Below are 21,776 nucleotides of genomic sequence, written 5' to 3'. Positions count from 1 at the left end.
CTGCATGAATCTGACTCTCACGTACTGCTTCGTCGCCGTTGACGACCACGAGAAGGCGCTCGCCTTCTACCGCGACGCCGTGGGTCTGGAGGTCCGCAACGACGTCGGCGCCGAGAACATGCGCTGGGTGACCATGGGCCTGCCCGGGGCGCCGCACCCCGAGATCGTCCTGGAGCCGCCGGCCGCCCACCCCGACGCCTCCCCCGCCGACCGGGAGGCGCTGGGCACGCTGCTGGCCAAGGGGCTGCTGCGGGGCCTGGTGTTCGGTACCGACGACTGCGACGGCACCTTCGCGCGGGTCAGCGACGCCGGCGGCGAGGTGCTCCAGGAGCCGATGGACCAGCCGTACGGGGTGCGGGACTGCGCGTTCCGCGACCCCGCCGGCAACATCGTGCGCTTCACCCAGAAGCGCTAGCGCCGGTCGACGCGCAGGGCCAGCGGGTCGTCGGCGTCGTCGAGGGTGGACAGCCAGCCGGTGACGTCCCGCGCCACGTCCTGCGCGGTCAGGCCGAGCGCGGCCAGGATCTCGCCGCGGCTGCCGTGCGGGTGCCAGGCCGCCGGCACCCCGAGGTCGCGCAGCGGCGTGGCCACGGCGGCGTCGCGCAGCTTCTGCCCGATCGCGGTGCCGACCCCGCCCTCGCGCACGCCGTCCTCGACGGAGACGACCAGGCGGTGGCCGGCGGCCATGCCGACCAGGGCGTCGGGCACCGGGCGGACCCAGCGCGGGTCGACGACGGTGACGCCGTACCCGTGCTCGGCGATCCGGGCCGCGGCGGCCACGGCCAGGTGGGCGAACGCGCCGACCGCGACCAGCAGGACGTCCGGGGCGGCGCCCTCGGCCAGCACGTCGACGCCGCCGACCCGGCGCAGCGCCGGCAGGTCCGGGCCGACCGAACCGGTCGGGTACCGCACGATCGTCGGGCCGTCGGCGGCCACCGCCTCGCGCAGCTCCTCGCGCAGCGTGGCCGCGTCGCGGGGCGCGGCGATCGCCAGGCCGGGCACCACGCCGAAGATCGACATGTCCCACATGCCGTAGTGGCTGGGGCCGTCCGGGCCGGTGATGCCCGCCCGGTCGAGCACGAACGTGACCGGCAGCTTGTGCATCGCCACGTCGAGCAGCACCTGGTCGAAGGCGCGGTTCAGGAACGTCGCGTAGACGGCCACCACCGGGCGCAGCCCGCCCAGGGCCAGGCCGGCGGCCGAGGTGACCGCGTGCTGCTCGGCGATGCCGACGTCGTAGGCGCGCTGCGGGTACTTGCGCATCAGCGGGGCGATGCCCGTGGGGCCGGCCATCGCCGCCGTGATGCCGACGATGTCCGGGCGCTCGTCGGCGAGCGCGACCAGCTCGTCGGCGAAGACGTTGGTCCACTTCACCGCCGGCTTGGCCAGCGCGACCCCGGTCGCGGCGTCGAACGCGCCGGGACCATGGAAGCAGTCGGCGTCGTCCTCCTCGGCGGGCCGGTAGCCGTAGCCCTTGCGGGTGACGGCGTGCACGATCACCGGGCCGCCGAACGCCTTGGCCCGCCGCAGCGCCGACTCGACCGCCTCGACGTCGTGGCCGTCGACCGGGCCGACGTACTTCAGGCCCAGGTCCTCGAACATGCCCTGCGGGGCCAGCACGTCCTTGACGCCCTTCTTGACCGCGTGCAGCACCTCGTAGGTCGCCCTGCCGACCAGCGGGGTGCGGTCCAGCGCGTCCCGGACCTTGTCGAGGGTGTGCTCGTAGCCGGGGGTCAGCCGCAGCGTGGCCAGGCGGTCGGCGAGGCCGCCGATGGTGGGCGCGTACGAGCGGCCGTTGTCGTTGACGACGACGACCACCGGGTTGCCGGCACCGGCGATGTTGTTGAGCGCCTCCCAGCACATGCCGCCGGTCAACGCGCCGTCGCCGACGACCGCGACGACGTGGCGGTTCTCGCCGCGCAGCGCGTACGCCTTGGCCAGCCCGTCGGCGTAGGACAGGGCGGTCGAGGCGTGCGAGTTCTCGATGATGTCGTGCTCGCTCTCGGCCCGGTTCGGGTAGCCGGAGAGGCCGTCGCGCTGGCGAAGCTGGTCGAAGCCGGCCTGCCGACCGGTGACGATCTTGTGGACGTACGCCTGGTGGCCGGTGTCGAACAGCAGCCGGTCGTGCGGCGAGTCGAACACCCGGTGCAGGGCCAGGGTCAGCTCGACGACCCCGAGGTTGGGGCCGATGTGGCCGCCGGTGCGGGCGACCTTGGCGACCAGGAAGTCGCGGATCTGGCCGGCGAGGGTGCGCAGTTCGGCGGGGCCGAGGCGGCGCAGGTCGCCCGGGCCGCGGATGGCCGACAGCGGTGCGGGCTCGCCGGCCTCCGGCGCCGGGCGCGCGCCAGGGGCGCTTCCGGGACGCGCGGGGGCGGGCTCGCGGCGGCACGACTCCTCGGCGGGAGGGCCGCCGGGGCGGGGGGCACCGGGGCGGCTGTCGCCGGCACCGGGGTCGCCGGTGCGGGAGTCGCCGGTGCGGGAGTCGCGGTCGGCGCCCGGGGCGCGGTCGGCCTTCATAGCGGACCAGTCTATCCGTCACCCGCCAGTGCGCCCCGTGGCGACGGTCGGCCGGCCGGGTGGCGTCGGCGGGCGACCCCCACCCGAAATGTCCACGCGCGCCCGGCTCGCCCCGTACGGTCGAACAGTGGCAGGCGACCGGCCGGACGCGGCCTCCCCCGAGGCCCTGCGCGGCGGGCGCCCGCGCCGCCGGCTCGCGGTGAGCCAGTGGCCGGTGGGCGCCCTCCTGACGCTGGGCTACGTGGTCGCGCTGCTGGCCCTGGCCGCCGTGGTCGGCTCCGCCTACCCCCGCATCGGCGCGCTGCTGACCGCCCGCGCGCAGGTCGAGCACAGCTACCGGGTGATCGACCGGCTCGCCGCCCTGCACCTGGACGTCCAGGCGGCCGAGCGCGGCCAGCGCGGCTACCTGCTCACCGGCCAGGGAAGCTACCTGGTGCCCTACGACCGGGCCCTGCCCCGCATCGCCGGCTCGCTGCAGGAGCTGCGCACCCTGACCGCGGACAACCCCCACCAGCAGTCCGCCCTGACGGCCCTGGAGACCCCGCTGCGGGACAAGCTCGCCGAGCTGGCCGAGACGGTCGCGCTGCGCGACAGCGCCGGCTTCGGCGCCGCCCAGCGCCTGGTCCTGACCGAGCGGGGCGCGCGGGACATGGACCGCATCGAGCAGCTCATCAACACGATGCGCACGGAGGAGGAGACCCTGCTCGCGGACCGGCAGCGGGTCAGCGCCGCGGAGGCCGCCGACACCCGCCGGTTCATCCTCTGGGGGTCCCTCGCGGCGCTCCTGCTCGTGGCCGGGTTCGCCCGCTGGGTGATCCGCGCGGTGACCCGGCCGGTCACCCGGGTCACCGGGGCCGCGCAGCGGGTGGCGGCGGGCGACCTCGACGAACGCGCCGAGGTGTCCGGCCCGACCGAGCTGCGGGAGATGGCCGCCGCGGTCAACACCTCGGTACGCGCGATCGCCCGCGCCCACGACGAGGCGATGGCGGCGACCGCCGCGAAGTCGGCGTTCCTGGCCACCATGAGCCACGAGATCCGCACCCCGCTGAACGCGGTGATCGGGATGTCCGGGCTGCTGCTGGACACGGAACTGGAGGCGCAGCAGCGGGAGTACGCCGAGACGGTCCGCGACAGCGCCGACGCCCTCCTGGCGATCATCAGCGACATCCTGGACTTCTCCAAGATCGAAAGTGGCGAGTTCGTCCTGGAGGAGGCGACGTTCGACGTACGGGAGTGCCTGGACACGGCCCTGTCGCTGGTCTCGCTCGCCGCCGACGCCAAGGGCCTGGAGCTGGTCGGCCAGCTCGACGCCGACTGCCCGGCCTGGGTCCGCGGCGACGTCACCCGGCTCCGGCAGATCCTGGTCAACCTGCTGTCCAACGCCGTCAAGTTCACCGAGCGGGGCGAGATCGTCGCCACCGTGGGGGCCACCCCGGACGAGGGCGGGTACTGCCTGCGGCTCACCGTCGCCGACACCGGCATCGGCATCCCCACCGACCGGATGGACCGGCTGTTCCGCTCCTTCAGCCAGGTCGACGCCTCCACCACCCGGGTGTACGGCGGCTCGGGGCTCGGGCTGGCGATCAGCCGGCGGCTCGCCCAGAAGATGGGCGGGGACCTGACCGTGCGCAGCGAGGTCGGGCGGGGGTCCACGTTCACCGCCACGGCGCGGGTCAGGGCGGCGACCGGCGGCGGGCCGGCGGGGACACCGGCCGGCGAGCTGGCGGGCCGGCGGACGCTGATCGTGGACGACAACGCCACCAACCGGCGGGTCCTGGCCGCGCAGCTCACCGGCTGGGGCATGACCTGCACTGTCACCTCCGGCGCCGCCGAGGCCCTGGCGCTGCTGGAGCGGGGCGAGCAGTTCGACGTCGCGGTGCTGGACATGCGGATGCCGGACACCAACGGCATCCAGCTCGCGCAGCTCATCCGCGAGCGGGTCGGCCGCCGGCTGCCGCTGGTCCTGCTCTCCAGCGTCCACTGGCGGCTCAGCGCGACCGAGCAGGCGCTGTTCGACGGGCTGCTGACCAAGCCGGCGCGGGCCGCGGTCCTGCGCGACAAGCTGACCCGCGCCCTGGGCGCCACGGTCGCCGGGCCGGGCGCGGCACCGGCGCAGGGGGCACCGGCGGACGACCGGCCGCTGCGGATCCTGCTCGCCGAGGACAACCCGACCAACCAGCGGGTGGCGCGGCTGATGCTGCACCGCCTGGGCCACCGGGTGGACACCGTCGCCAACGGGGCCGAGGCGGTGGAGGCCGTCCGCCGGCTGCCCTACGACCTGGTCCTCATGGACGTGCAGATGCCGGTGATGGACGGCCTCACCGCGACCCGGCAGATCCGCGGGATGCTGCCGCCGGAGCGCCAGCCGCGGATCGTGGCGGTCACGGCCAACGCCCAGCCCGAGGACCGGGCCGCGTGCCGGGCGGCGGGAATGGACGACTACCTGTCCAAGCCGATCGAGCTGGCGGCCCTGGGCGCCGTCGTGGCCGGGGGCGGGGCGGGGGCCGCCGCCGCGCCGCCGGCCCCCGCCGCCGACAGCCGGCGGGAGGCGTTCCAGGAGCGGCTCGCGGAGATCACCGGGCCGCGGCCGTCCGCGTCGGAGCGGGAGCTGATCAGCCGCATCATCGCCTCGTTCGTCGAGGGAGCGCCCGGACAGGTGTCGGCGCTGGCCGGGGCCGCGCGCGGGGGCGACCTCGGCGACGTGGCCAGCCGGGCCCACCAGCTCCAGGGCTCGGCGGGCAACCTGGGCGCCGACGACCTGGCCCGGCGGTGCCAGCGGATCGAGGAGCAGGCCGCCGCGGGCCACGCCCCGACCGACGCCGAACTGGCGGATCTGGCCGCCTCGGCGCGCACGGCGGTGGAGGCGCTGGCCGCGCTGGCGGCCGAGTCGTGGCCAACGCCGCCGACGGAGCCGGCCTGATCCGAAAGCCGCCGGCCGGCGGGTCCGCCGCCCGGCGCCGGTCAGGCCGGGTCGCGGCCGGCCGGCAGCAGCAGCGCCACGCACTCCACGTGCTGGGTCATCGGGAAGCAGTCGTACGCCCGCACCGCCGCCAGCCGCCAGCCCGCCTCCGCGAAGGTGCGCACGTCGCGGGCCAGCCCGGCCGGGTCGCAGGCCACGTAGGCGACCGCGCGGGCGCCGCTGGCGGCCACCGCCCGCACCACCTGCCGGCCGGCGCCGCTGCGGGGCGGGTCCAGCACCACCAGGTCCACCCCGGCGGGCAACCGGTGGCGGCGCAGGACCGGCTCGACCCGGTCGGCGACCACCCGCAGGTCGGCCAGGTCGGCCAGGTTCCGGCGGGCGGCCGCGACGCCGTCCGGCGCGGACTCCACGATCGTCAGGTCCACCGGGCCGCCCGCGGCGTCGGCGAGCGCCGCGGCGAACAGGCCGGCGCCCCCGTACAGATCCCAGATCCGGTCACCCGGCCGCGGGGCGAGCAGCCCGGCCACCGCCGACCCGAGGGTCTCCGCCGCGGCCGGGTGCACCTGCCAGAACGCCGTGGCCGGCAGCCGCCACCGGCGCCCGCCGGCCCGCTCGACGACCTCGCCCGGGCCGGTGAGGACGGCACCGTCGGCCAGCACCGTGCGGTCGTCCTCGGCACCGACGACGACGCTGACCGCGTCCGTGCGCGGCCAGTCCCGGTCCAGGACGTCGCAGTCCTGGACCGCCGGGTGGGCGATTACGCACCGGTCCACGGCGACGACCTGGTGCGAGCGGTGTACCCGCAGGCCCGCACGGCCGGAGGCGGCCACCGCGTACCGGACCCGGGTCCGCCAGCCCAGCCCGTCGGCGTCGCCCGGCAGCGCCTCGACCCGCGGGTCCAGCGCGTCGAGGTCGTCGGCGCCGACGCCGCCCAGCCGGGCGAGCAGCTCGCGGACGACCGCGGTCTTCCAGCGCAGTTGCGCGTCCCGCGAGGCGTGCTGGAGGTCGCACCCGCCGCAGCCCCCCGGGTGGGCGAACCGGCACGGCGCGGGCACCCGGTCCGGCGACGGCGTGAGGACCCGGACGGCGTCGGCGCGCAGGAACCCCCGCTGCACCTCGGTCACCTCGGCCAGGACCTCCTCGCCGGGCAGCGCGTGCCGGACGAAGACGACCCGGCCCGGCGGCGGCCCGAACCGGGCCACGCAGTGCCCGCCGTGCGCGGGCGCGCCGACGGTCAGCGGCAGGACGTCCCCCTCGCCGACCTCGGGCGCGGGCGCGGTCCGGCTCTCGCTCACCGGTTCCCCTGCTCCGCCGGGTCGGCCTCGATGACGGTCGCGCCGTCGGCGCTCGCCGGACCGGGCCGGGGGCCGCGGGCGGGCGCGGTGGCCGACAGCCCGCGGTCGCGCCGGTCCATGTCGACGTCCCGGGTGGACCGTAGCTGCCAGGGCACGCTGGTGACCATGACGCCGGGCTCGAACAGCAGCCGGGTCTTCAGGCGCAGCGCGCTCTGGTTGTGCAGCAGGTGCTCCCACCACCGGCCCACGACGTACTCGGGGACGAAGACCGTCACCACGTCGCGGGGCGAGTCGCGGTGCAGGGACTTGACGAACTCGATCGTCGGCCGGGTGATCTCCCGGTACGGCGAGTCGATCACGGTCAGCGGGATGGCCAGGCGCCGCCGCTCCCACTCCTCCTGGAGCGCGCGGGTGTCGCCGCTGTCCACGTTCACCGTCACCGCCGTGATCGTGTCCGGCCGGGTGGCCCGGGCGTAGGCGATGGCCCGCAGGGTCGGCTGGTGCACCTTGGAGACCAGGACGACGGCGTGGTTGCGGGCCGGCAGCACCAGGTTGTCGGCCGGCGGGGCGAGCTCGGCGGACACCCGGTCGTAGTGCCGGCGGATCGCGATCATCACGAGGTAGATCACGGCCATCGCGGCGATGGCGATCCACGCCCCGTGGGTGAACTTGGTCAGCAGCACCACCACGAGGACCGCGCCGGTCATCACCATGCCGAAGCCGTTGATCGCCCGGGACCGGTTCATCCGCTGCCGGGCCGCCGGGTCGCGGGTGGTGCGCAGCAGCCGCTTCCAGTGCCGCAGCATCCCCGCCTGGGACAGCGTGAACGACACGAAGACGCCGACGATGTAGAGCTGGATGAGCCGGGTGACCTCGGCGTGGAACGAGGTGATCAGCACACTGGCGAAGACGGCCAGGAAGATGATGCCGTTGGAGAAGGCCAGCCGGTCGCCGCGGGTGTGTAGCTGGCGCGGCAGGTAGCGGTCCTGGGCGAGGATCGAGCCGAGGACCGGGAAGCCGTTGAAGGCCGTGTTCGCGGCGAGGAACAGGATCAGCGCCGTGGCCCCGGCGACGGTGTACAGCAGGATCCCGTCGCCGAAGACGGTCTCGGCCAGCTCGGTGGTGACGGTCTTCTGCACGTAGTCGACGGGACCGCCCACGATCTGCCGGGCCGGGTCCTCCACGTGCTGCAGGCCCGTGGCGCGGGCCAGCAGCACGATGCCGACCATGATGCTCACGGCGATGCCGCCGAGCAGCATCAGCGTGGTGGCGGCGTTGCGGCTCTTGGGCTTCTTGAAGGCCGGTACCCCGTTGGAGATGGCCTCCACGCCGGTCAGCGCGGCGCAGCCCGAGGAGAAGGTACGCAGCAGCAGGAACGCCATCGCCAGCGCGCTCAACTCCAGCTCCTCGGCCGCGATCGTCAGCCCGGCCGAGGGCGCGCGCAGGTCCTCGCCGAGGACGAACAGCCGGACCGCGCCGGTGGCCAGCAGGCCGCCCATGAGGATCAGGAAGCCGTAGGTAGGCACCGCGAACGCCCCGCCGGACTCGCGCACCCCCCGCAGGTTCACGGCGGTGAGCACGGCGACGGCGACCAGGGCGACGCCGACCTTGTGCTCGGCCACCCAGGGCAGCACGGCACCCAGGTTGGTCACTCCGGCCGACACCGACACGGCGACGGTGAGCACGTAGTCGACGAGCAGCGCGCTGGCCACCACCAGCCCGTACCGCGGGCCGAGGTTGACCGTGACGACCTCGTAGTCGCCGCCGCCGGAGGGGTAGGCGTGCACGTTCTGCCGGTAGCTCGCCACCACGGTGATCATGACGATCGTGACGGCGAGGGCCACCCAGGGCGAGAACGCGAAGGCGCTCGCCCCTGCGATGGAGAGGGTGAGCAGGATCTCGTCCGGCGCGTAGGCGACGCTGGACAGCGCGTCCGAGGCGAAGACCGGCAGCGCCAGCCGCTTCGGCAGGAGCGTGTGGTCGAGTCGGTCGGAGCGGACCGGCCGGCCGAGGAGCAGTCGCTTCAGCAGCGAACTGGAGGTAGCCACAAGGCGTAAGCGTACGACTGACGGCACATCGGCGCGCCCCGGCCCGACCGGCGGGTCGGACCCGGCCGCCGGACCCGCCGGGCCGGGCCGGTCGGGCGTGCGGCGGCGCCGCGGCCACGTCGGCAGGGTACGGTCGCCACACGACCGATTTGCCGGGGAGGGCGCGGCGGTGCATGTGGTGATCATGGGGTGCGGCCGCGTCGGGTCGACGCTGGCGCACAGCCTGGAGGCGCGGGGCCACTCGGTGGCCATCGTCGACCAGGAGGCCAACGCGTTCCGCCGGCTGGGCGCCGACTTCGCCGGCATCACCGTGACCGGCGTCGGCTTCGAGGCGGCCACGCTCAGGGAGGCCGGCATCGAGCGCGCCGACGCCTTCGCCGCGGTCTCCTCCGGCGACAACTCCAACATCATCTCCGCCCGGGTGGCCCGGGAGACCTTCGGCGTCGACCGGGTCGTGGCCCGCATCTACGACCAGAAGCGGGCCGAGGTGTACGAGCGGCTCGGCATCCCGACCGTGGCGACGGTCCGGTGGACGGCCGACCGGATCGTCCGGCACCTGGTCCCCGAGGGCGCCATCGAGATGTACCGCGACCCCACCAGCACCGTCTCCCTCATCGAGGTGCCGGTGCACACCGGCTGGCTCGGCCGCCCGCTGGCCGAGTTCGAGGCGGCCACCGGCGCGCGGGTCGCGTACCTGGCCCGGTTCGGCGTCGGCGCCCTCCCCCAGCCCGCCACCGTGCTCCAGGACGGCGACCAGGTGTACATGCTGGTCACCGACGACATCGCCGAGGTGGTCGCGCAGGCCGCCGCCCACGAGCCGGAAGGGGCGCAGTAGCCGTGCGCGTCGCCATCGCCGGGGCCGGCAACGTCGGCCGGTCCATCGCCAGCGAGCTGATCGGCAACGGCCACCAGGTCATGCTCATCGAGCGCCGGCCGACCATGCTGCGCCAGGAGCGGGTGCCGGACGCCGAGTGGATCCTCGCCGACGCCTGCGAGCTGTCCAGCCTCCAGGAGGCCGACGTGGCCGGCTGCGACGTGGTCGTGGCCGCCACCGGCGACGACAAGGTCAACCTGGTGGTGTCGCTGCTGGCCAAGACCGAGTTCGCGGTACCCCGGGTGGTGGCCCGGGTGAACCGCGCCGAGAACGAGTGGCTGTTCACCGAGCAGTGGGGCGTCGACGTCGCGGTCAGCAAGCCGCGGCTCATGGCGGCGCTGGTCGAGGAGGCGGTGACGGTCGGCCAGCTCGTCCGGCTGATGACCTTCCGGCAGGGCCAGGCCAACCTCGTGGAGATCACCCTGCCGCCGGCCTCGCCGCACCAGGGCCAGCCGCTGCGCGACCTGCCGCTGCCCCCGGACGCCGCCCTGGTGGCGATCGCCCGCGGCCGCCGGGTGCTGGTGCCCACCGGCGACGACTCGCTGGAGGCCGGCGACGAGCTGTACTTCGTGTGCACGGTCGACGTGGAGGCCGCGCTGCACGGCGTGATCCTCGGCGGCACCCACCGGGCGACGCCGCCGCCGGAGTGAGCGGCGCGGGCGCCCGACCTGGGCCCGCGTACTCAGGTGTCCGGGCCGCGGCCGGTCGATGATCAGGTAATGCATCGTGACACCGGTTTCGTGGGGCTGCGCCCCGGCGGCGGGCGGCGGGCCGCCTGGCTGGTCCCCGTCGCCGTCCTGCTCCTGGTCGCCGTACCGGTCGCGGTCTGGGGGCTGGTCGGCGACCTGAGCACGTACCACGGCGCCGAGGGCGACTCACTCGGGCCGGACCGGATGTACCCGCCGCTGGACGTGTCGCCGCAGGCCGCCCGCCGGTGGGTTACCGCCGCCGCGCTCGCCGCCCCGGCTGCGGCGCTGGCCCTGCTGTGGGCGGTCGTCACGAGCCGGCTGGACGGGCGGTGGCTGTTCGTCCTGCTGCCGCTCGCCGCGGCCGGCGCGCTGGCCGGCTTCGGGCACCGGGTGGTGACCGCCGGGGTGATCGGCGCCAACATCGGCGGCGGCATGGTGATGCTGGTGCTGCTGCCGGTCGCCTGCCTGCTCGTGGCGGGGGCGCTGACGACGGCGGCCGTCCTCCTGCTCCGCGGGCTCCCTAGCCGCCGGTCTCGACCGCTTCGCGGGCCCTGACCCGGCGGACCGCCCACATCGTCAGCGCGAGCAGCACCAGGTACGGCGGGTAGCCGAAGACGAGGCGGGTGACCGCCAGCCCGGTCTCGCTCTCCCGCAGGTAGAAGATCACCTGAACGCCGACCTTGAGCAGCCAGACGGCGCCCCAGACCACGGTCAGCCAGCGGAACGTCGCCATCATCCGCGGGCTGCGCCGCCAGTCGTGCCGGCCGCCGTCGGCCATCACCGACCAGATCCACCCGACGGCCGGCCAGCGGGAGAACGCCGACAGCAGCAGGACCGCGCCGTAGGCCAGGCCGTACAGGATGCCCGGCAGGTAGAAGTCGCGGGCCTCGCCGCTGCGCCAGGCCAGCCAGGCGCCCAGGGCCACGCCCACGAGGCCGTTGACCGTGTGCCGGACGGTCCGCTTCTGGCTCAGCCGCCGCAGGGCGACGCCGAGCGCGACCGCGATGGCGACGAGCACGGCGAGCTTCAGGGCGTACTTCCCGCCGAGCGCGTCGGTCAGCCCGTCGGTCCAGCCCAGCGCCGCGGCCAGCGGCTTGGCGGCGGCGTTGACGACGATGAAGGCGACGATGGGGACGGTGGCCTCCGCCGCGCCCCGCCAGCCGCCGAGCTGCTGCGACACCTGCTCGCTGATGGTCGGCAGGGGGGCGGGCGCCGGCCGGTCGTCGCTGCTCACCGGGGCGGCTCCAGTTCGTAGTACGGGTTGTAGATCACCTTGCGGTCGTCGCGGACGGCGACCCGGCCGCTGACCGTCAGCGCCCGGCCCGGCTCGATGCCGGCGATGGACCGCCGGCCGAGCCACACCAGCGTGACCACGTCGCTGCCGTCGTACAGGTCGGCCTCCAGGTTGGGGGCCGTGGTGCGGGGCGGGTAGACGACCGTGCGCAGCCGCCCCGAGACGCTGACGAGCTGCCCGCGCCGGCACTGCCCCACCGGGGTACAGCCGGAGGCGGCGCTCCCCTCGCGCAGCTCCGAGGCCTCCAGCTCGTCCGGCGTGGACGCCAGCCGCCGCAGCAGCCGGCGGACCGGCGACGGCCCGCTCACGGACCCGACGGCGCGTCGGCGTCCAGCGGCGCGCCGGTGGTCGGGTCGATGCCCTGCTCCCGCGCGGACTCGACCACCTCGGGCGGCAGGCGCAGCGTCAGCGGCTCCTTGGCCGGGCGGGGCTCGTCGCCGCGGTCGACGACCAGCTCGCGCAGGCAGACCTCCAGCGCGCCGGCCGCCTCCGGGTCGGTCGCCGCGGCCCCCTGGTAGACGCCGCGGACCATCCAGCGCGGGCCGTCGACGCCGACGAACCGGATGTCGGCCGGGCCGTCCGGGCTGGGGACGGTCGCGCGCAGCTCGGTGCCGTACGCGCCCTCGACCTCCTCGCCGGTCAGGCCGTCGGCCGCCAGCGACTCGCGGATCTCCTCGCGGACCTCGTCCCAGATGCCCTCGGTGCGCGGGGCCGCGAACACGCCGAGCTGCAGCGCGCTACGGCCGTCCACCAGCAGGACCTGCTGGATGGAGCCGTCCGGGTCGGCCTGGACCCGCACCTCGACGCCGTCCACCGCGGGCAGCCGCATGGCGCCGAGGTCGAGCCGCTCCACGCCCGCGGGCGCCGCGCTGACGTCGTACGGGCCGTGCGCCGGTACGGGCCGGGCCGCCGCCGGCCGGGCGGCCTTCGCCGGACGGCTGTCGGTGCCGGTCGCCGTGGACTCCGTCCGACGTCGATTGAAGATCACAGTCTGAACCCTTCCTGAGCGGCGTCCCGCAGGCCCGCATGGCCGCCGGTCGACCCGTGTCCGCCAGCGCCCCGGCCCGATCCGGGAAGCGCGTCGACGACGTGGAAGTTTGCCCGCTCCACGCGCTGTACCACAAGCTGGGCGATCCGATCACCTCGGACGATCTTGGCCGGGTGGCGCGGGTCGAGGTTGACCAGGTTCACCTTGATCTCGCCACGGTAGCCCGCGTCGACCGTGCCCGGGGCGTTGAGCACCGTGACGCCCAGCTTCGCCGCCAGGCCGGACCGCGGGTGGACGAGGCCGACGTACCCGTACGGCAGCGCCACGGCCACGCCCGTGCCCACCAGGGCCCGCTCCCCCGGTTGCAGCTCCACGTCCTGCGCGGCGACGAGGTCCGCGCCCGCGTCGCCCGGGTGGGCGTAGCGCGGCACCGGCAGGTCCCGGTCGAGCTGCTGGAGCAGGACGGCGACGGGTTCGGTCACGGGGCACTCCTGACGGGGGCGGCGGTGGCCGCGGGCGGGGTCCGCCACGAGGCGGTGACGGGCGGCCCGGGGGCCGGCGTAGGCTCCACGATCGTGACAGACGCGCCCCCGCCGGCCGGCCCCGCGCCCCTGCCGGCCGGCCCCCGGTACGCCGAGCGGCTCCGGGTCCCGCTGTGGTGGTGGCTGCTGGCGGCGCTGGTCGCCGCCGCGCTCGCCAGCGAGGTGTGGCTGGGCGGCTCCGGCGTGCGCCGGTGGCTGCCGTTCGCCGTGCTGCCGCCGCTGGCAGCGGTGGGCCTGTGGCGCCTGGGCCGGTTGGAGATCACCGTTACGGGTGACGAGCTGCGGGTCGACGACGCGCGGATCCCGCTGCGGCAGGTCGCCGACGCGGTACCGATCGATGCCGCCGGCCGGCGGCTGCTGCTGGGGCCGGCGGCGGACCCGCTGGCGTTCGTGGTGCAGCGTCCGTGGGTGGCCGGCGCCGTCCAGGTCGTCCTGGACGACCCCGCGGACCCCACGCCGTACTGGGTGGTGAGCAGCCGCGACCCGGTGGCGCTGGCCTCGGCGGTCATGGCTGGCCGGTCGACCCCGGCCCGCTGAGCGGCCCGGCCAGCGCGGCGCGCGCCGCGGGGGCACCCCGGCGGCGCAGGTCCGCGCGGACCGCCTCGCCCAGCGACTGGGTGGCGCGCCGGTTCAGGTAGCCGCCCACGGCGGCGCCGGCCAGCATCGGCGCGAGGGTGCTCAGGTTCCGGCCGAAGCGGCGCAGGAGCTGGGCGCGGAGCTGGTCGCGCGCGGCGGCGCCGAGCAGGGAGCCGGTACCCAGGCCGGGTGAGACCGGGTTGAAGCCGCGCCGCTGCGCCCAGGACTGGATCAGGGCCACCGCCCGCGCGCCGGGCGCCTGCGGCAGCGGGACGCCGTACACCGCGTGCAGCTCGCCCAGGAGCTTGACCTCGACGGCGACCACGGCCACGGTCTCCGCCCCGAGCAGGACCGGGGCGGTGAGCAGCGTCGGCGGCACCGCCCACTCGACCGCGGCCACGCCGCCGCCGGCGGCGCCCACCCCCGCGGTGACGTACCCGGCGTTGCGGATCAGGCGCGCGGCCAGCGCGTCCCCGCTGAGGCCGTCGTGGTGGCGCTGGAGGGTCGCCAGGTCCCGGACCGGCAGATGCGGGACCACGTCGGCGACGACGTCGACCAGGCGCTGCAGGAACGCCCGCGGGCCGCGGCGCAGCCCGGTGCCCAGGTGCCCGGCGAGCCGGACCAGCAGCCGCGCCCGGTGGGCGGCCGTGGCCGCCTCGTCGGTCAGCGCGGCGACGGTCCGGCCGGTCTCGGCCCGGCCGGACCCCGGTGTCGACTCAGACGCACTCACGGCAGATCAGCTCGCCGTTGCGCTCGGTCGCCAACTGGCTGCGGTGGTGGACCAGGAAGCACCGCGCGCAGCGGAACTCGTCGTTCTGCATCGGCAGGACCTTGACGGTCAGCTCCTCGTCGGAGAGGTCGCCGTCCGGCAGGTCGAAGGTCTCGCCGGCGTCGGTCTCGTCGACGTCGACCGCGCCGGACTGGGCGTCCGTGCGGCGGGCCTTCAGCTCTTCGAGGCTGTCCTCGCCGAGGTCGACTTCGTCCCGACGCGGGGCGTCGTAGTCGGTGGCCATCGGTGTCACTCTCCCGTATCGACGTTCGCCGTCGGCCGCGGCTGGCGGTCGACGGTACTCCTGCTGCCGGCCAATTCGGCAGTAAAGGAAACTGCCCGGCGAGCGCGGTACCTTACCCCTTGCGTGCGGTAGTTGTACGTCCGGCTGACCGTACTTGTTCCCGATGTGACTCAGGCGACACCAAAGTAGGGGGCCGACCCGGCGGATCATCGTCGGCACGCCGCATCCGTTCGGCCTTTCATGGGTGGCGACCGGACGCGCTAGCCTCCTTGGCGGGGGTGGAGACGTTAGCCTCCTGAGGACAGTGTCCACCCCCGAGGGGTCCGCCGGAGGAGCTCCGGCCCACCGGGCGGCGGGTGCGACACCGCAGACCAGATGCGGCCCTGCGCGCCGTATGGAGCACCGTGCACCAGGAGACCGGAATATGAGCTTTGCGCGCGTACGCGCACTGGCCGTCGTCGTCGCGCTGGCCGTGGCGGCGATCGTGTTCGTCGTCGTGGCGGTCGTCCGGGACTCCCAGGGCGGCGCCCAGGCCGTCGAGGGCTGCCCGGCGGGGTACGTCCGGGCGGACATCCGCTTCCCGGTGCCCAAGGACGTGAAGGTGCGCATCTACAACGGCACCCAGATTTTCAAGCTCGGTGAGCAGGTCGCCGGGGACTTCCGCAACCGGCGCTTCCAGGTCGACGAGCGGGTGACGACGGCGACCCGTTCGTACAACGGCGTCGCGATGCTCCAGTACGGCCCGCTGGCCGTCGGCTCCGCCCACCTGATCAAGGCGTACTTCCTCGGCGCCGAGCCGAAGTACGACCCCAAGCGCAAGGGCACGGTCGTGGACGTGACGATCGGCGCCGCGTACCAGAAGCTCGGCACCACCACCGAGGTCAACCAGGCGATCAGCATCCTCGGCGAACCGGAGCTGCCGGCCCGCGCCTGCCCGACCCACGCCGACAGCTAGCCGCGGGCCGACCCGGGGGCCGACCGGCGCGGTTCGGCTCTCCGGCGAGGCTCGACCCCGGGAAGACGCGGCGCCGGGGAAGACGCGGCGCCGGGCGCGCCTCAGGCCGCGGCACCCTCGGCGCGGGCGGCCAGCAGGAGGTCGTGCAGCGGCCCGTGCAGCGCGGGCGGGGCGGCGACCACCATGGCCGCCCCGGCCGGCTCCCCCGCCAGCCCCGTCACCCGCAGGCCCGCCTCCGCGGCGACGAGCCCGCCGGCCGCGAGGTCCCAGGGGGCCAGCCCGCTCTCGTAGTACGCGTCCAGCGCGCCCTCGGCCGCCAGGCACAGGTCAGTGGCGGCCGAGCCGAGGCGGCGGATGTCGCGGACCGCGGGCAGCACCGTGGCCAGCACGGCCGCCTGCCGGCGCCGGGTGGCCGCCGCGTAGGCGAAGCCGGTGCCCACGAGCGCCTGCCCCAGGTCGGTGACGCGGGAGCCGGCCAGCCGGCGGCCGTCGGCGAACGCCCCGCCGCCGCGCACGGCCGTCCACCAGCGACCCGAGACCGGTTCGTGGACGACCCCCACCGCGGGTACGCCGCCCACCTCGGCCGCCAGCGAGATCGCGTAGTGCGGGAGCCCGTACAGGTAGTTGACCGTGCCGTCGATCGGGTCCAGGACCCAGGCGACCTCCGCGTCCGCGGCGCCCGCGGTGCCGTACTCCTCGCCCCGGACGGCGTCGTCGGGGCGGGCCGCGCGCAGCGCCGCCACGACCTGCCGCTCGACCGCCCGGTCGGCGGCCGTGACGACATCGGTGGGGGTGGACTTGGTCCCCACGCCGCCGACGCCGGCCTGCATCCGGCGCGCCGTGCCGGCCGCGGCCGTGACCACCGCCACGGCCAGGTCCCGCAAGGGGGCGAGGGCCGCCGGGCCGGGCATGTCCGGGGTGGCTGCGCGCCCCTGTCCCGCCGTGTGCATCGGCCGCCTCCTTCCGTCGCCGGCCATCCTTCCAGGCGCCCCGCGGACCCGACACGCCGCGTCGGCGGGACGCGGTCGGTGGATGATCGGGCAACGGTCACCCGAGCGGGTGATTGCGCGTTCCCTGCACGCGCGGCGACCCCTTCGGCGTGCGCGACGGGCTCCGCGTCCCATGCGGCGCTACAATTCACGTCTGTCCCACGAAGCGGGCTAGCACCTGTGTCCCACGGCGGGCCAGTCCGTCCCATCGGCGGGCCAGTCGCGGGCCGTTCGTTTGTCTTACGTTCGGCGGCACGCAGGCTCGACCGCTCACCCGGGACGCTCACGGCGCGGCCGCACCCGGCCGTCGCAGCTCAATCGTCTCCGGAAGGTCTTTCGTGACTGAAGCCCGCCACACCGGCGCCGACGTTCGCTCGATCACCGATGTGTTGATCGCCCACGCCGAGGCCGCCGGCGGTCAGTTGACCTCGGCGCAGGTGGCGCGGACCGTCGAGTCCGCCGACGTCACGCCAGCGCAGGCCAAGAAGATCCTGCGCACGCTGGCCGAGGCCGGCATCACGGTGGTGGTGGACGGCTCTACCAGCACCCGCCGCCGCGTCGCCGCGGCCCGCGCCTCGACGCCCGCGTCGAAGGCCACCACGGCCAAGGCCACCGCCAGGGCCGCCAAGGCACCCGCCGGCAAGGGGGGAGAGGAGGCCGGCGCCGAACCGGCCCGGGCGCCCGCAAAGAAGGCGGCCAAGGTGCCCGCGAAGGCGGCGGCCAAGGTGGCCAAGAAGGCGGTCCCCGCCAAGAAGGGGGGCAAGGACGCCGCCCCCGGCCCGGAGGGCGAGGTCGACCCGGAGGAGCTGGCGGCCGCGATCGAGGACGTGGTGGTGGAGGAGCCGGCCGAGCTGGCCCGGGCCGCCGCGTCGGACGCCGCGACCGACAGCAAGGACTTCGAGTGGGACGACGAGGAGTCCGAGGCACTCAAGCAGGCCCGCCGCGACGCCGAGCTGACCGCCAGCGCGGACTCGGTGCGGGCGTACCTCAAGCAGATCGGCAAGGTCCCCCTGCTCAACGCCGAGCAGGAGGTCGAGCTGGCCAAGCGGATCGAGGCGGGCCTGTTCTCCGCCGAGCAGCTTCGGGCCGCCGAGGAGGCGGGCGAGACGATCGCCCACCAGCTCGCCCGGGACCTGCGCTGGATCAACCGCGACGGCGAGCGGGCCAAGAACCACCTGCTGGAGGCCAACCTGCGGCTGGTGGTGTCGCTGGCCAAGCGGTACACGGGTCGCGGAATGGCCTTCCTGGACCTGATCCAGGAGGGCAACCTGGGCCTGATCCGGGCGGTGGAGAAGTTCGACTACACCAAGGGCTACAAGTTCTCCACCTACGCGACCTGGTGGATCCGCCAGGCGATCACCCGGGCGATGGCCGACCAGGCCCGGACGATCCGCATCCCGGTACACATGGTCGAAGTGATCAACAAGCTCGGCCGCATCCAGCGCGAGCTGCTCCAGGACCTGGGCCGCGAGCCCACGCCGGAGGAGCTGGCCAAGGAGATGGACATCACGCCCGAGAAGGTGCTGGAGATCCAGCAGTACGCACGGGAGCCCATCTCGCTCGACCAGACCATCGGCGACGAGGGGGACAGCCAGCTCGGCGACTTCATCGAGGACTCCGAGGCGGTCGTGGCGGTCGACGCGGTGTCGTTCTCGCTGCTCCAGGACCAGCTCCAGCAGGTGCTCCAGACGCTGTCGGAGCGGGAGGCCGGCGTGGTCCGCTTGCGGTTCGGGCTCACCGACGGCCAGCCGCGCACGCTGGACGAGATCGGCCAGGTCTACGGAGTGACCCGGGAGCGGATCCGGCAGATCGAGTCGAAGACCATGTCCAAGCTGCGGCACCCCTCGCGGTCCCAGGTCCTGCGCGATTATCTCGACTGACCGAACAGGTAGGGAATCCTCAGCCGCGGGTAATGGGTTAGCTACTCAGAGGCCAACTGACCATGTGGCTGGGGCGGGCTCGGCCGCACGATCCTTGACGTGGCACCCTTGTCGCACGGCAGACTGTCGACCTCGGTGTGACGAAGGTCCCCCCGGCGCCATACCGGGAACGTCGATGGCGACGTCGGCGTTGACGATGACGATGAGCTCACGGACAACAGATGTGTTCATCGGTGACGACCCGAGGAGGAAGGCGATGACCCCGACCCTCACGCCGCCGCCCGAGGCGGTGGCCCCACCAGCCGCCGATGAACGGTGCGACCGTTGCAACGCCGCCGCCAAGCTCCGCGTGGGCCTGGCCGGCGGAGGCGAGTTGGTGTTCTGCGGACACCATGCGAACAAGTACGCCGACCGGCTGGTGAAGACCGCGGTGCAGTACGCCGCGGACCCCGAGTTCACCTGGCGCGGCGCCGAGAAGATGGCGCCCTAGCGCCGCGACACACGACGAGAGCGGGCGTCACCCGGAAGGGTGGCGCCCGCTCGTCATACATCTGATCCCAGATTGTCCGACTTATTGCCGGCACCGAGGTGTTGCCGGCTCTGCGGAGGGTGATCACCTAGTAGCGTGGAGACGCCGCCCGACATCCGCGGCGCGGAGCGACGGCGATGGTGGTACCGACGTGGCACTGAGCAACGCGCTGCTGGCATTCGCCGGCTGGCTGGCGGCCGGCATGTGCCTCTACGCCGCCTGCCGCTACCTGCGCGGCGGCGACCCGCTGCACGGGCTGGTCGCGCTGATCTTCGCGCCGAGCGTCCTGTTCGTGGCCGTCGAGCTGGCGCTGCTGCTGGACGCGCGGCCGCCCGCGGTGGTGGGCGCCCTCATCAGCACCCTGTACCTCTCCCGGCCGTTCCTGACGCTGCGGCTGGCCGCGCACCTCGGGCACGTCCGCCCGTGGCGGCTGTACGCCGCGGGGGCCGCGATGGTGGCGCTCGCCCCGCCGACGATGCTCCTGGGCCGCCCGTACCCGGCGGCGTTCGGCGTGGCCTACATGGCGTACTACGTGACCACGGCGCTGTGGGCCGCGCGGGCGTTCGGCGTGGAGGCCCGCCGCCGCTCCGGCACGTCCCGCGGGCGGCTGCGCTGGGCCCGCGCCGCGACCTGGGCGTCCGCGACCACCACGTTCGTCGCCGCCGCCGGGAACGTGACCGGCGCCGCCCGGGACGACGGGTTCACCCGCTACCTGCCCGCCACCGGGGCCGGCGTCCTGTTCGGGTACGCCTTCACCGTCGCGGTGGTGCTGGCCGTCGTCGGCTACGCCGTGGCGTTCGTCCCGCCGCGGTTCCTCCGCCGGGTGTGGGCCGCCGAGGCCCTGCGGACCGTGACGAGCCGGCTGCTGGACGCCTCCCCCACGGAGACGCCGGGTCAGCTCTGGAGCCGGTACGCCGCCGTCGTCCGCGACGTCACCAGCGCCGACCACGTGGCGGTGCTCGCGGTCGCCCGCGACGGCCGGCTCGTCTCCCGCCCGGACGACGCCCCCGACCCCGCGGGCGACGCCGGGTCGCTGCAGGCCCTGCTGGCCGCGCGGCAGCCGGTCGCCGTCGACGCCGTCCGGGGCGCCGCGCCGCTGACCGTCGACCTGCACCGCTGCTGGGGTACCCCGCTGCTGCACGCGCAGGCCCTGCCGATGTCCCGGTGCGGCCCCGGGGCGCTGGTGATCGGGCACCAGCGGCGCAGCCTGTTCACCGACGACGACCTGCAACTGCTGGCGGACCTGGCCGGCCAGGCGGCCGTCCTCGCCGAGCGGGGTGCCCTGCTGGCCCAGCGGGCCGCGGCACTCGCCGAGCGCGAGAACGCGCTGACCGTGCAGCACGCGCTCGCCGACGAGCTGACCGCGTCGGTCCACGCGCTGACGGACGCCAACAACGCCAAGAGCGCCTTCCTCGCGGCCATGAGCCACGAGCTGCGTACGCCGCTCAACGCGATCATCGGCTTCTCCGACATGATCAAGTCGGACCTGAACCGGAGCGGGCCGGGCACCGACAACCAGCACGCCGCCTGGGTCGGCCACATCCTGACCAGCGGCCGGCACCTGCTCGGGCTCATCAACAACCTGCTCGACCTGGCCAAGGTGGAGGCCGGCGGGCTCGACCTGCACCGCAGCCCGGTCCGGCTGGACGACAGCATCGGCCAGCTCGTCGACTCCCTCCACCCGCTGGCCGACCGGGCCGGGGTCACGCTGCACGCCGACCTCGACCCCGTCCGGGCGCTGGTCGACCCGCTGCGCCTGCGCCAGATCGCCGAGAACCTGCTCTCCAACGCCATCAAGTTCACCCCCGAGGGCGGCGAGGTGCGGGTCGCCGCGCGGGTGCGGGGCAGCGACGTCCTGCTGGAGGTCAGCGACACCGGGGTCGGCATCGCGCCCGCCGACGCCGACCGCATCTTCACGGAGTTCGTCCAGGCCGGCGCGGCCGGCCAGCGGGCCGGCGGTACCGGGCTGGGGCTGGCGCTCGTCCGACGGATCGCCCACGCCCACGGCGGGGACATCACGCTGCGGTCCACGCCGGGCGTCGGCAGCGTCTTCACCGTCCAGCTCCCCGACGCCCGCCTGCCGCTGGCGCCGCCCGAGCCGGCCGGCCCGACGCCGGCCCCCGCCTCGCCGACGGTCGCCGACGAGGTGCTGGTGATCGAGGACGACCCCGCCGCCGCCGAGATGTTCACCAGCCAGCTCCACGCCGCCGGCTACCGGGTCGTGCTGGCCGACAGCGGCGAGACCGGGATGGAGATCGCGCACGTACACCGGCCCCGGGTGATCCTGCTCGACCTGGGCCTGCCCGGGATCAGCGGCTGGGAGACGCTGCGCCGGCTGCGCGCCGACCCCGACCTGGACACGGTGCCGGTCGTCGTCATCAGCGTGCTGGAGGAGCGGGGGCGCGCCCGCGAGCACGGCGCCGACGCCTACCTGGTCAAGCCGGTGGCGGCGGACGTCCTGCACCGCACGGTCGAGGCGGCGCGCACCGGCCAGCCGACCGCCGCCGCCCGCCGCGACACCGGCGCGTACCGGGTCTGAAGCGCCGACCTCTGAGAGGGCGTCTGGTTCACGTAGTTTGTGATATTTCTGGGTCGTAGGGGTCTCGCCAGGTCGGGGTGGTTTCGTCGGTGACTCTTCTGGCGAGGTTGTCGATCATGGCTATGTGG

General features: G+C 74.9%; 20 protein-coding genes. 10 read left to right on the top strand and 10 right to left on the bottom strand.

Going from position 1 to position 21,776, the window contains the following annotated elements:
• Nucleotides 1-4: 4 nt before the first annotated feature.
• Nucleotides 5-415, top strand: coding sequence for a VOC family protein (locus IEY75_RS17210; RefSeq protein ID WP_189115402.1), 411 nt, complete (start codon nucleotides 5-7; stop codon nucleotides 413-415).
• Here the strand turns inward: IEY75_RS17210 and dxs are convergent.
• The gene (gene dxs / locus IEY75_RS17205; protein WP_229789823.1) at nucleotides 412-2,517 is read right to left on the bottom strand and encodes a 1-deoxy-D-xylulose-5-phosphate synthase; all 2,106 of its coding nucleotides are present in this window, start codon (nucleotides 2,515-2,517) and stop codon (nucleotides 412-414) included. The genes IEY75_RS17210 and dxs overlap by 4 nt on opposite strands.
• A 127-nt stretch (nucleotides 2,518-2,644) precedes the next feature.
• Between dxs and IEY75_RS17200 the strand changes: the two genes are divergently transcribed.
• On the top strand, nucleotides 2,645-5,437 hold the full coding sequence (locus tag IEY75_RS17200; protein ID WP_189115401.1) for a hybrid sensor histidine kinase/response regulator: 2,793 nt from the start codon (nucleotides 2,645-2,647) through the stop codon (nucleotides 5,435-5,437).
• A gap of 41 nt (nucleotides 5,438-5,478) precedes the next feature.
• Here the strand turns inward: IEY75_RS17200 and IEY75_RS17195 are convergent, their stop codons facing one another.
• Nucleotides 5,479-6,732 (bottom strand): class I SAM-dependent RNA methyltransferase, encoded by a 1,254-nt coding sequence (locus tag IEY75_RS17195; protein ID WP_189115400.1) that lies wholly within the window; start codon nucleotides 6,730-6,732, stop codon nucleotides 5,479-5,481.
• Nucleotides 6,729-8,780, bottom strand: coding sequence for an APC family permease (locus IEY75_RS17190; RefSeq protein WP_189115399.1), 2,052 nt, complete (start codon nucleotides 8,778-8,780; stop codon nucleotides 6,729-6,731). The genes IEY75_RS17195 and IEY75_RS17190 overlap by 4 nt, the downstream gene beginning before the upstream one ends.
• A gap of 169 nt (nucleotides 8,781-8,949) precedes the next feature.
• Here IEY75_RS17190 and IEY75_RS17185 point away from each other — a divergent pair, with 169 nt between their 5' ends.
• The 3 genes from IEY75_RS17185 to IEY75_RS17175 all read left to right on the top strand — a co-directional run bounded on the left by IEY75_RS17185 (nucleotide 8,950) and on the right by IEY75_RS17175 (nucleotide 10,898).
• Nucleotides 8,950-9,615, top strand: a complete 666-nt coding sequence (locus tag IEY75_RS17185; protein ID WP_189115398.1) for a potassium channel family protein — start codon at nucleotides 8,950-8,952, stop codon at nucleotides 9,613-9,615.
• A gap of 2 nt (nucleotides 9,616-9,617) precedes the next feature.
• Nucleotides 9,618-10,304 (top strand): potassium channel family protein, encoded by a 687-nt coding sequence (locus IEY75_RS17180; protein WP_189115397.1) that lies wholly within the window; start codon nucleotides 9,618-9,620, stop codon nucleotides 10,302-10,304.
• Nucleotides 10,305-10,373: 69 nt separating this feature from the next.
• Entirely contained in the window at nucleotides 10,374-10,898 is a 525-nt protein-coding gene (locus IEY75_RS17175) for a hypothetical protein (RefSeq protein ID WP_189115396.1), read from the top strand.
• Here IEY75_RS17175 and IEY75_RS17170 read toward each other — a convergent pair.
• From IEY75_RS17170 to dut, 4 genes are read right to left on the bottom strand one after another with little or no spacing between them, the layout of a single operon-like run.
• Nucleotides 10,864-11,577, bottom strand: coding sequence for a DUF3159 domain-containing protein (locus tag IEY75_RS17170; RefSeq protein ID WP_189115395.1), 714 nt, complete (start codon nucleotides 11,575-11,577; stop codon nucleotides 10,864-10,866). The genes IEY75_RS17175 and IEY75_RS17170 overlap by 35 nt on opposite strands.
• On the bottom strand, nucleotides 11,574-11,945 hold the full coding sequence (locus IEY75_RS17165; protein ID WP_189115394.1) for an OB-fold nucleic acid binding domain-containing protein: 372 nt from the start codon (nucleotides 11,943-11,945) through the stop codon (nucleotides 11,574-11,576). The genes IEY75_RS17170 and IEY75_RS17165 overlap by 4 nt, the downstream gene beginning before the upstream one ends.
• Nucleotides 11,942-12,625, bottom strand: coding sequence for a DUF3710 domain-containing protein (locus IEY75_RS17160; protein WP_189115393.1), 684 nt, complete (start codon nucleotides 12,623-12,625; stop codon nucleotides 11,942-11,944). The genes IEY75_RS17165 and IEY75_RS17160 overlap by 4 nt, the downstream gene beginning before the upstream one ends.
• Nucleotides 12,622-13,107, bottom strand: a complete 486-nt coding sequence (dut, locus tag IEY75_RS17155; RefSeq protein ID WP_189115392.1) for a dUTP diphosphatase — start codon at nucleotides 13,105-13,107, stop codon at nucleotides 12,622-12,624. Before dut ends, IEY75_RS17160 begins: the two co-directional genes overlap by 4 nt.
• A 93-nt stretch (nucleotides 13,108-13,200) precedes the next feature.
• Between dut and IEY75_RS17150 the strand changes: the two genes are divergently transcribed.
• On the top strand, nucleotides 13,201-13,704 hold the full coding sequence (locus IEY75_RS17150) for a DUF3093 domain-containing protein (protein WP_189115391.1): 504 nt from the start codon (nucleotides 13,201-13,203) through the stop codon (nucleotides 13,702-13,704).
• Here the strand turns inward: IEY75_RS17150 and IEY75_RS17145 are convergent.
• The gene (locus tag IEY75_RS17145; protein WP_189115390.1) at nucleotides 13,673-14,473 is read right to left on the bottom strand and encodes a hypothetical protein; all 801 of its coding nucleotides are present in this window, start codon (nucleotides 14,471-14,473) and stop codon (nucleotides 13,673-13,675) included. The two genes, IEY75_RS17150 and IEY75_RS17145, sit on opposite strands and share 32 nt — an antisense overlap.
• The gene (locus tag IEY75_RS17140) at nucleotides 14,460-14,756 is read right to left on the bottom strand and encodes a DUF4193 domain-containing protein (protein ID WP_189115389.1); all 297 of its coding nucleotides are present in this window, start codon (nucleotides 14,754-14,756) and stop codon (nucleotides 14,460-14,462) included. The genes IEY75_RS17145 and IEY75_RS17140 overlap by 14 nt, the downstream gene beginning before the upstream one ends.
• Before the next feature lie 424 nt (nucleotides 14,757-15,180).
• On the opposite strand from IEY75_RS17140, the gene IEY75_RS17135 reads away from it, so the two are divergent.
• A complete protein-coding gene (locus IEY75_RS17135; RefSeq protein WP_189115388.1) occupies nucleotides 15,181-15,711 on the top strand; it encodes a LytR C-terminal domain-containing protein in 531 nt (176 codons plus the stop codon).
• Between the two features lie 101 nt (nucleotides 15,712-15,812).
• Here the strand turns inward: IEY75_RS17135 and IEY75_RS17130 are convergent, their stop codons facing one another.
• Complete coding sequence (locus IEY75_RS17130) at nucleotides 15,813-16,622, bottom strand: inositol monophosphatase family protein (protein WP_189115457.1); 810 nt, start codon at nucleotides 16,620-16,622, stop codon at nucleotides 15,813-15,815.
• Nucleotides 16,623-17,038: 416 nt separating this feature from the next.
• On the opposite strand from IEY75_RS17130, the gene IEY75_RS17125 reads away from it, so the two are divergent.
• The 3 genes from IEY75_RS17125 to IEY75_RS17115 all read left to right on the top strand — a co-directional run bounded on the left by IEY75_RS17125 (nucleotide 17,039) and on the right by IEY75_RS17115 (nucleotide 21,648).
• A complete protein-coding gene (locus tag IEY75_RS17125) occupies nucleotides 17,039-18,580 on the top strand; it encodes an RNA polymerase sigma factor (RefSeq protein ID WP_229789821.1) in 1,542 nt (513 codons plus the stop codon).
• Nucleotides 18,581-18,836: 256 nt separating this feature from the next.
• Entirely contained in the window at nucleotides 18,837-19,070 is a 234-nt protein-coding gene (locus IEY75_RS17120) for a DUF7455 domain-containing protein (protein WP_189115387.1), read from the top strand.
• A 190-nt stretch (nucleotides 19,071-19,260) separates the two neighbouring features.
• Complete coding sequence (locus IEY75_RS17115; protein ID WP_189115386.1) at nucleotides 19,261-21,648, top strand: hybrid sensor histidine kinase/response regulator; 2,388 nt, start codon at nucleotides 19,261-19,263, stop codon at nucleotides 21,646-21,648.
• Nucleotides 21,649-21,776 lie beyond the last annotated feature (128 nt).

The organism is Pilimelia terevasa (assembly GCF_014647915.1).
GTDB lineage: Bacteria > Actinomycetota > Actinomycetes > Mycobacteriales > Micromonosporaceae > Pilimelia > Pilimelia terevasa.
This window is presented reverse-complemented; position numbering and strand designations above follow the sequence as displayed.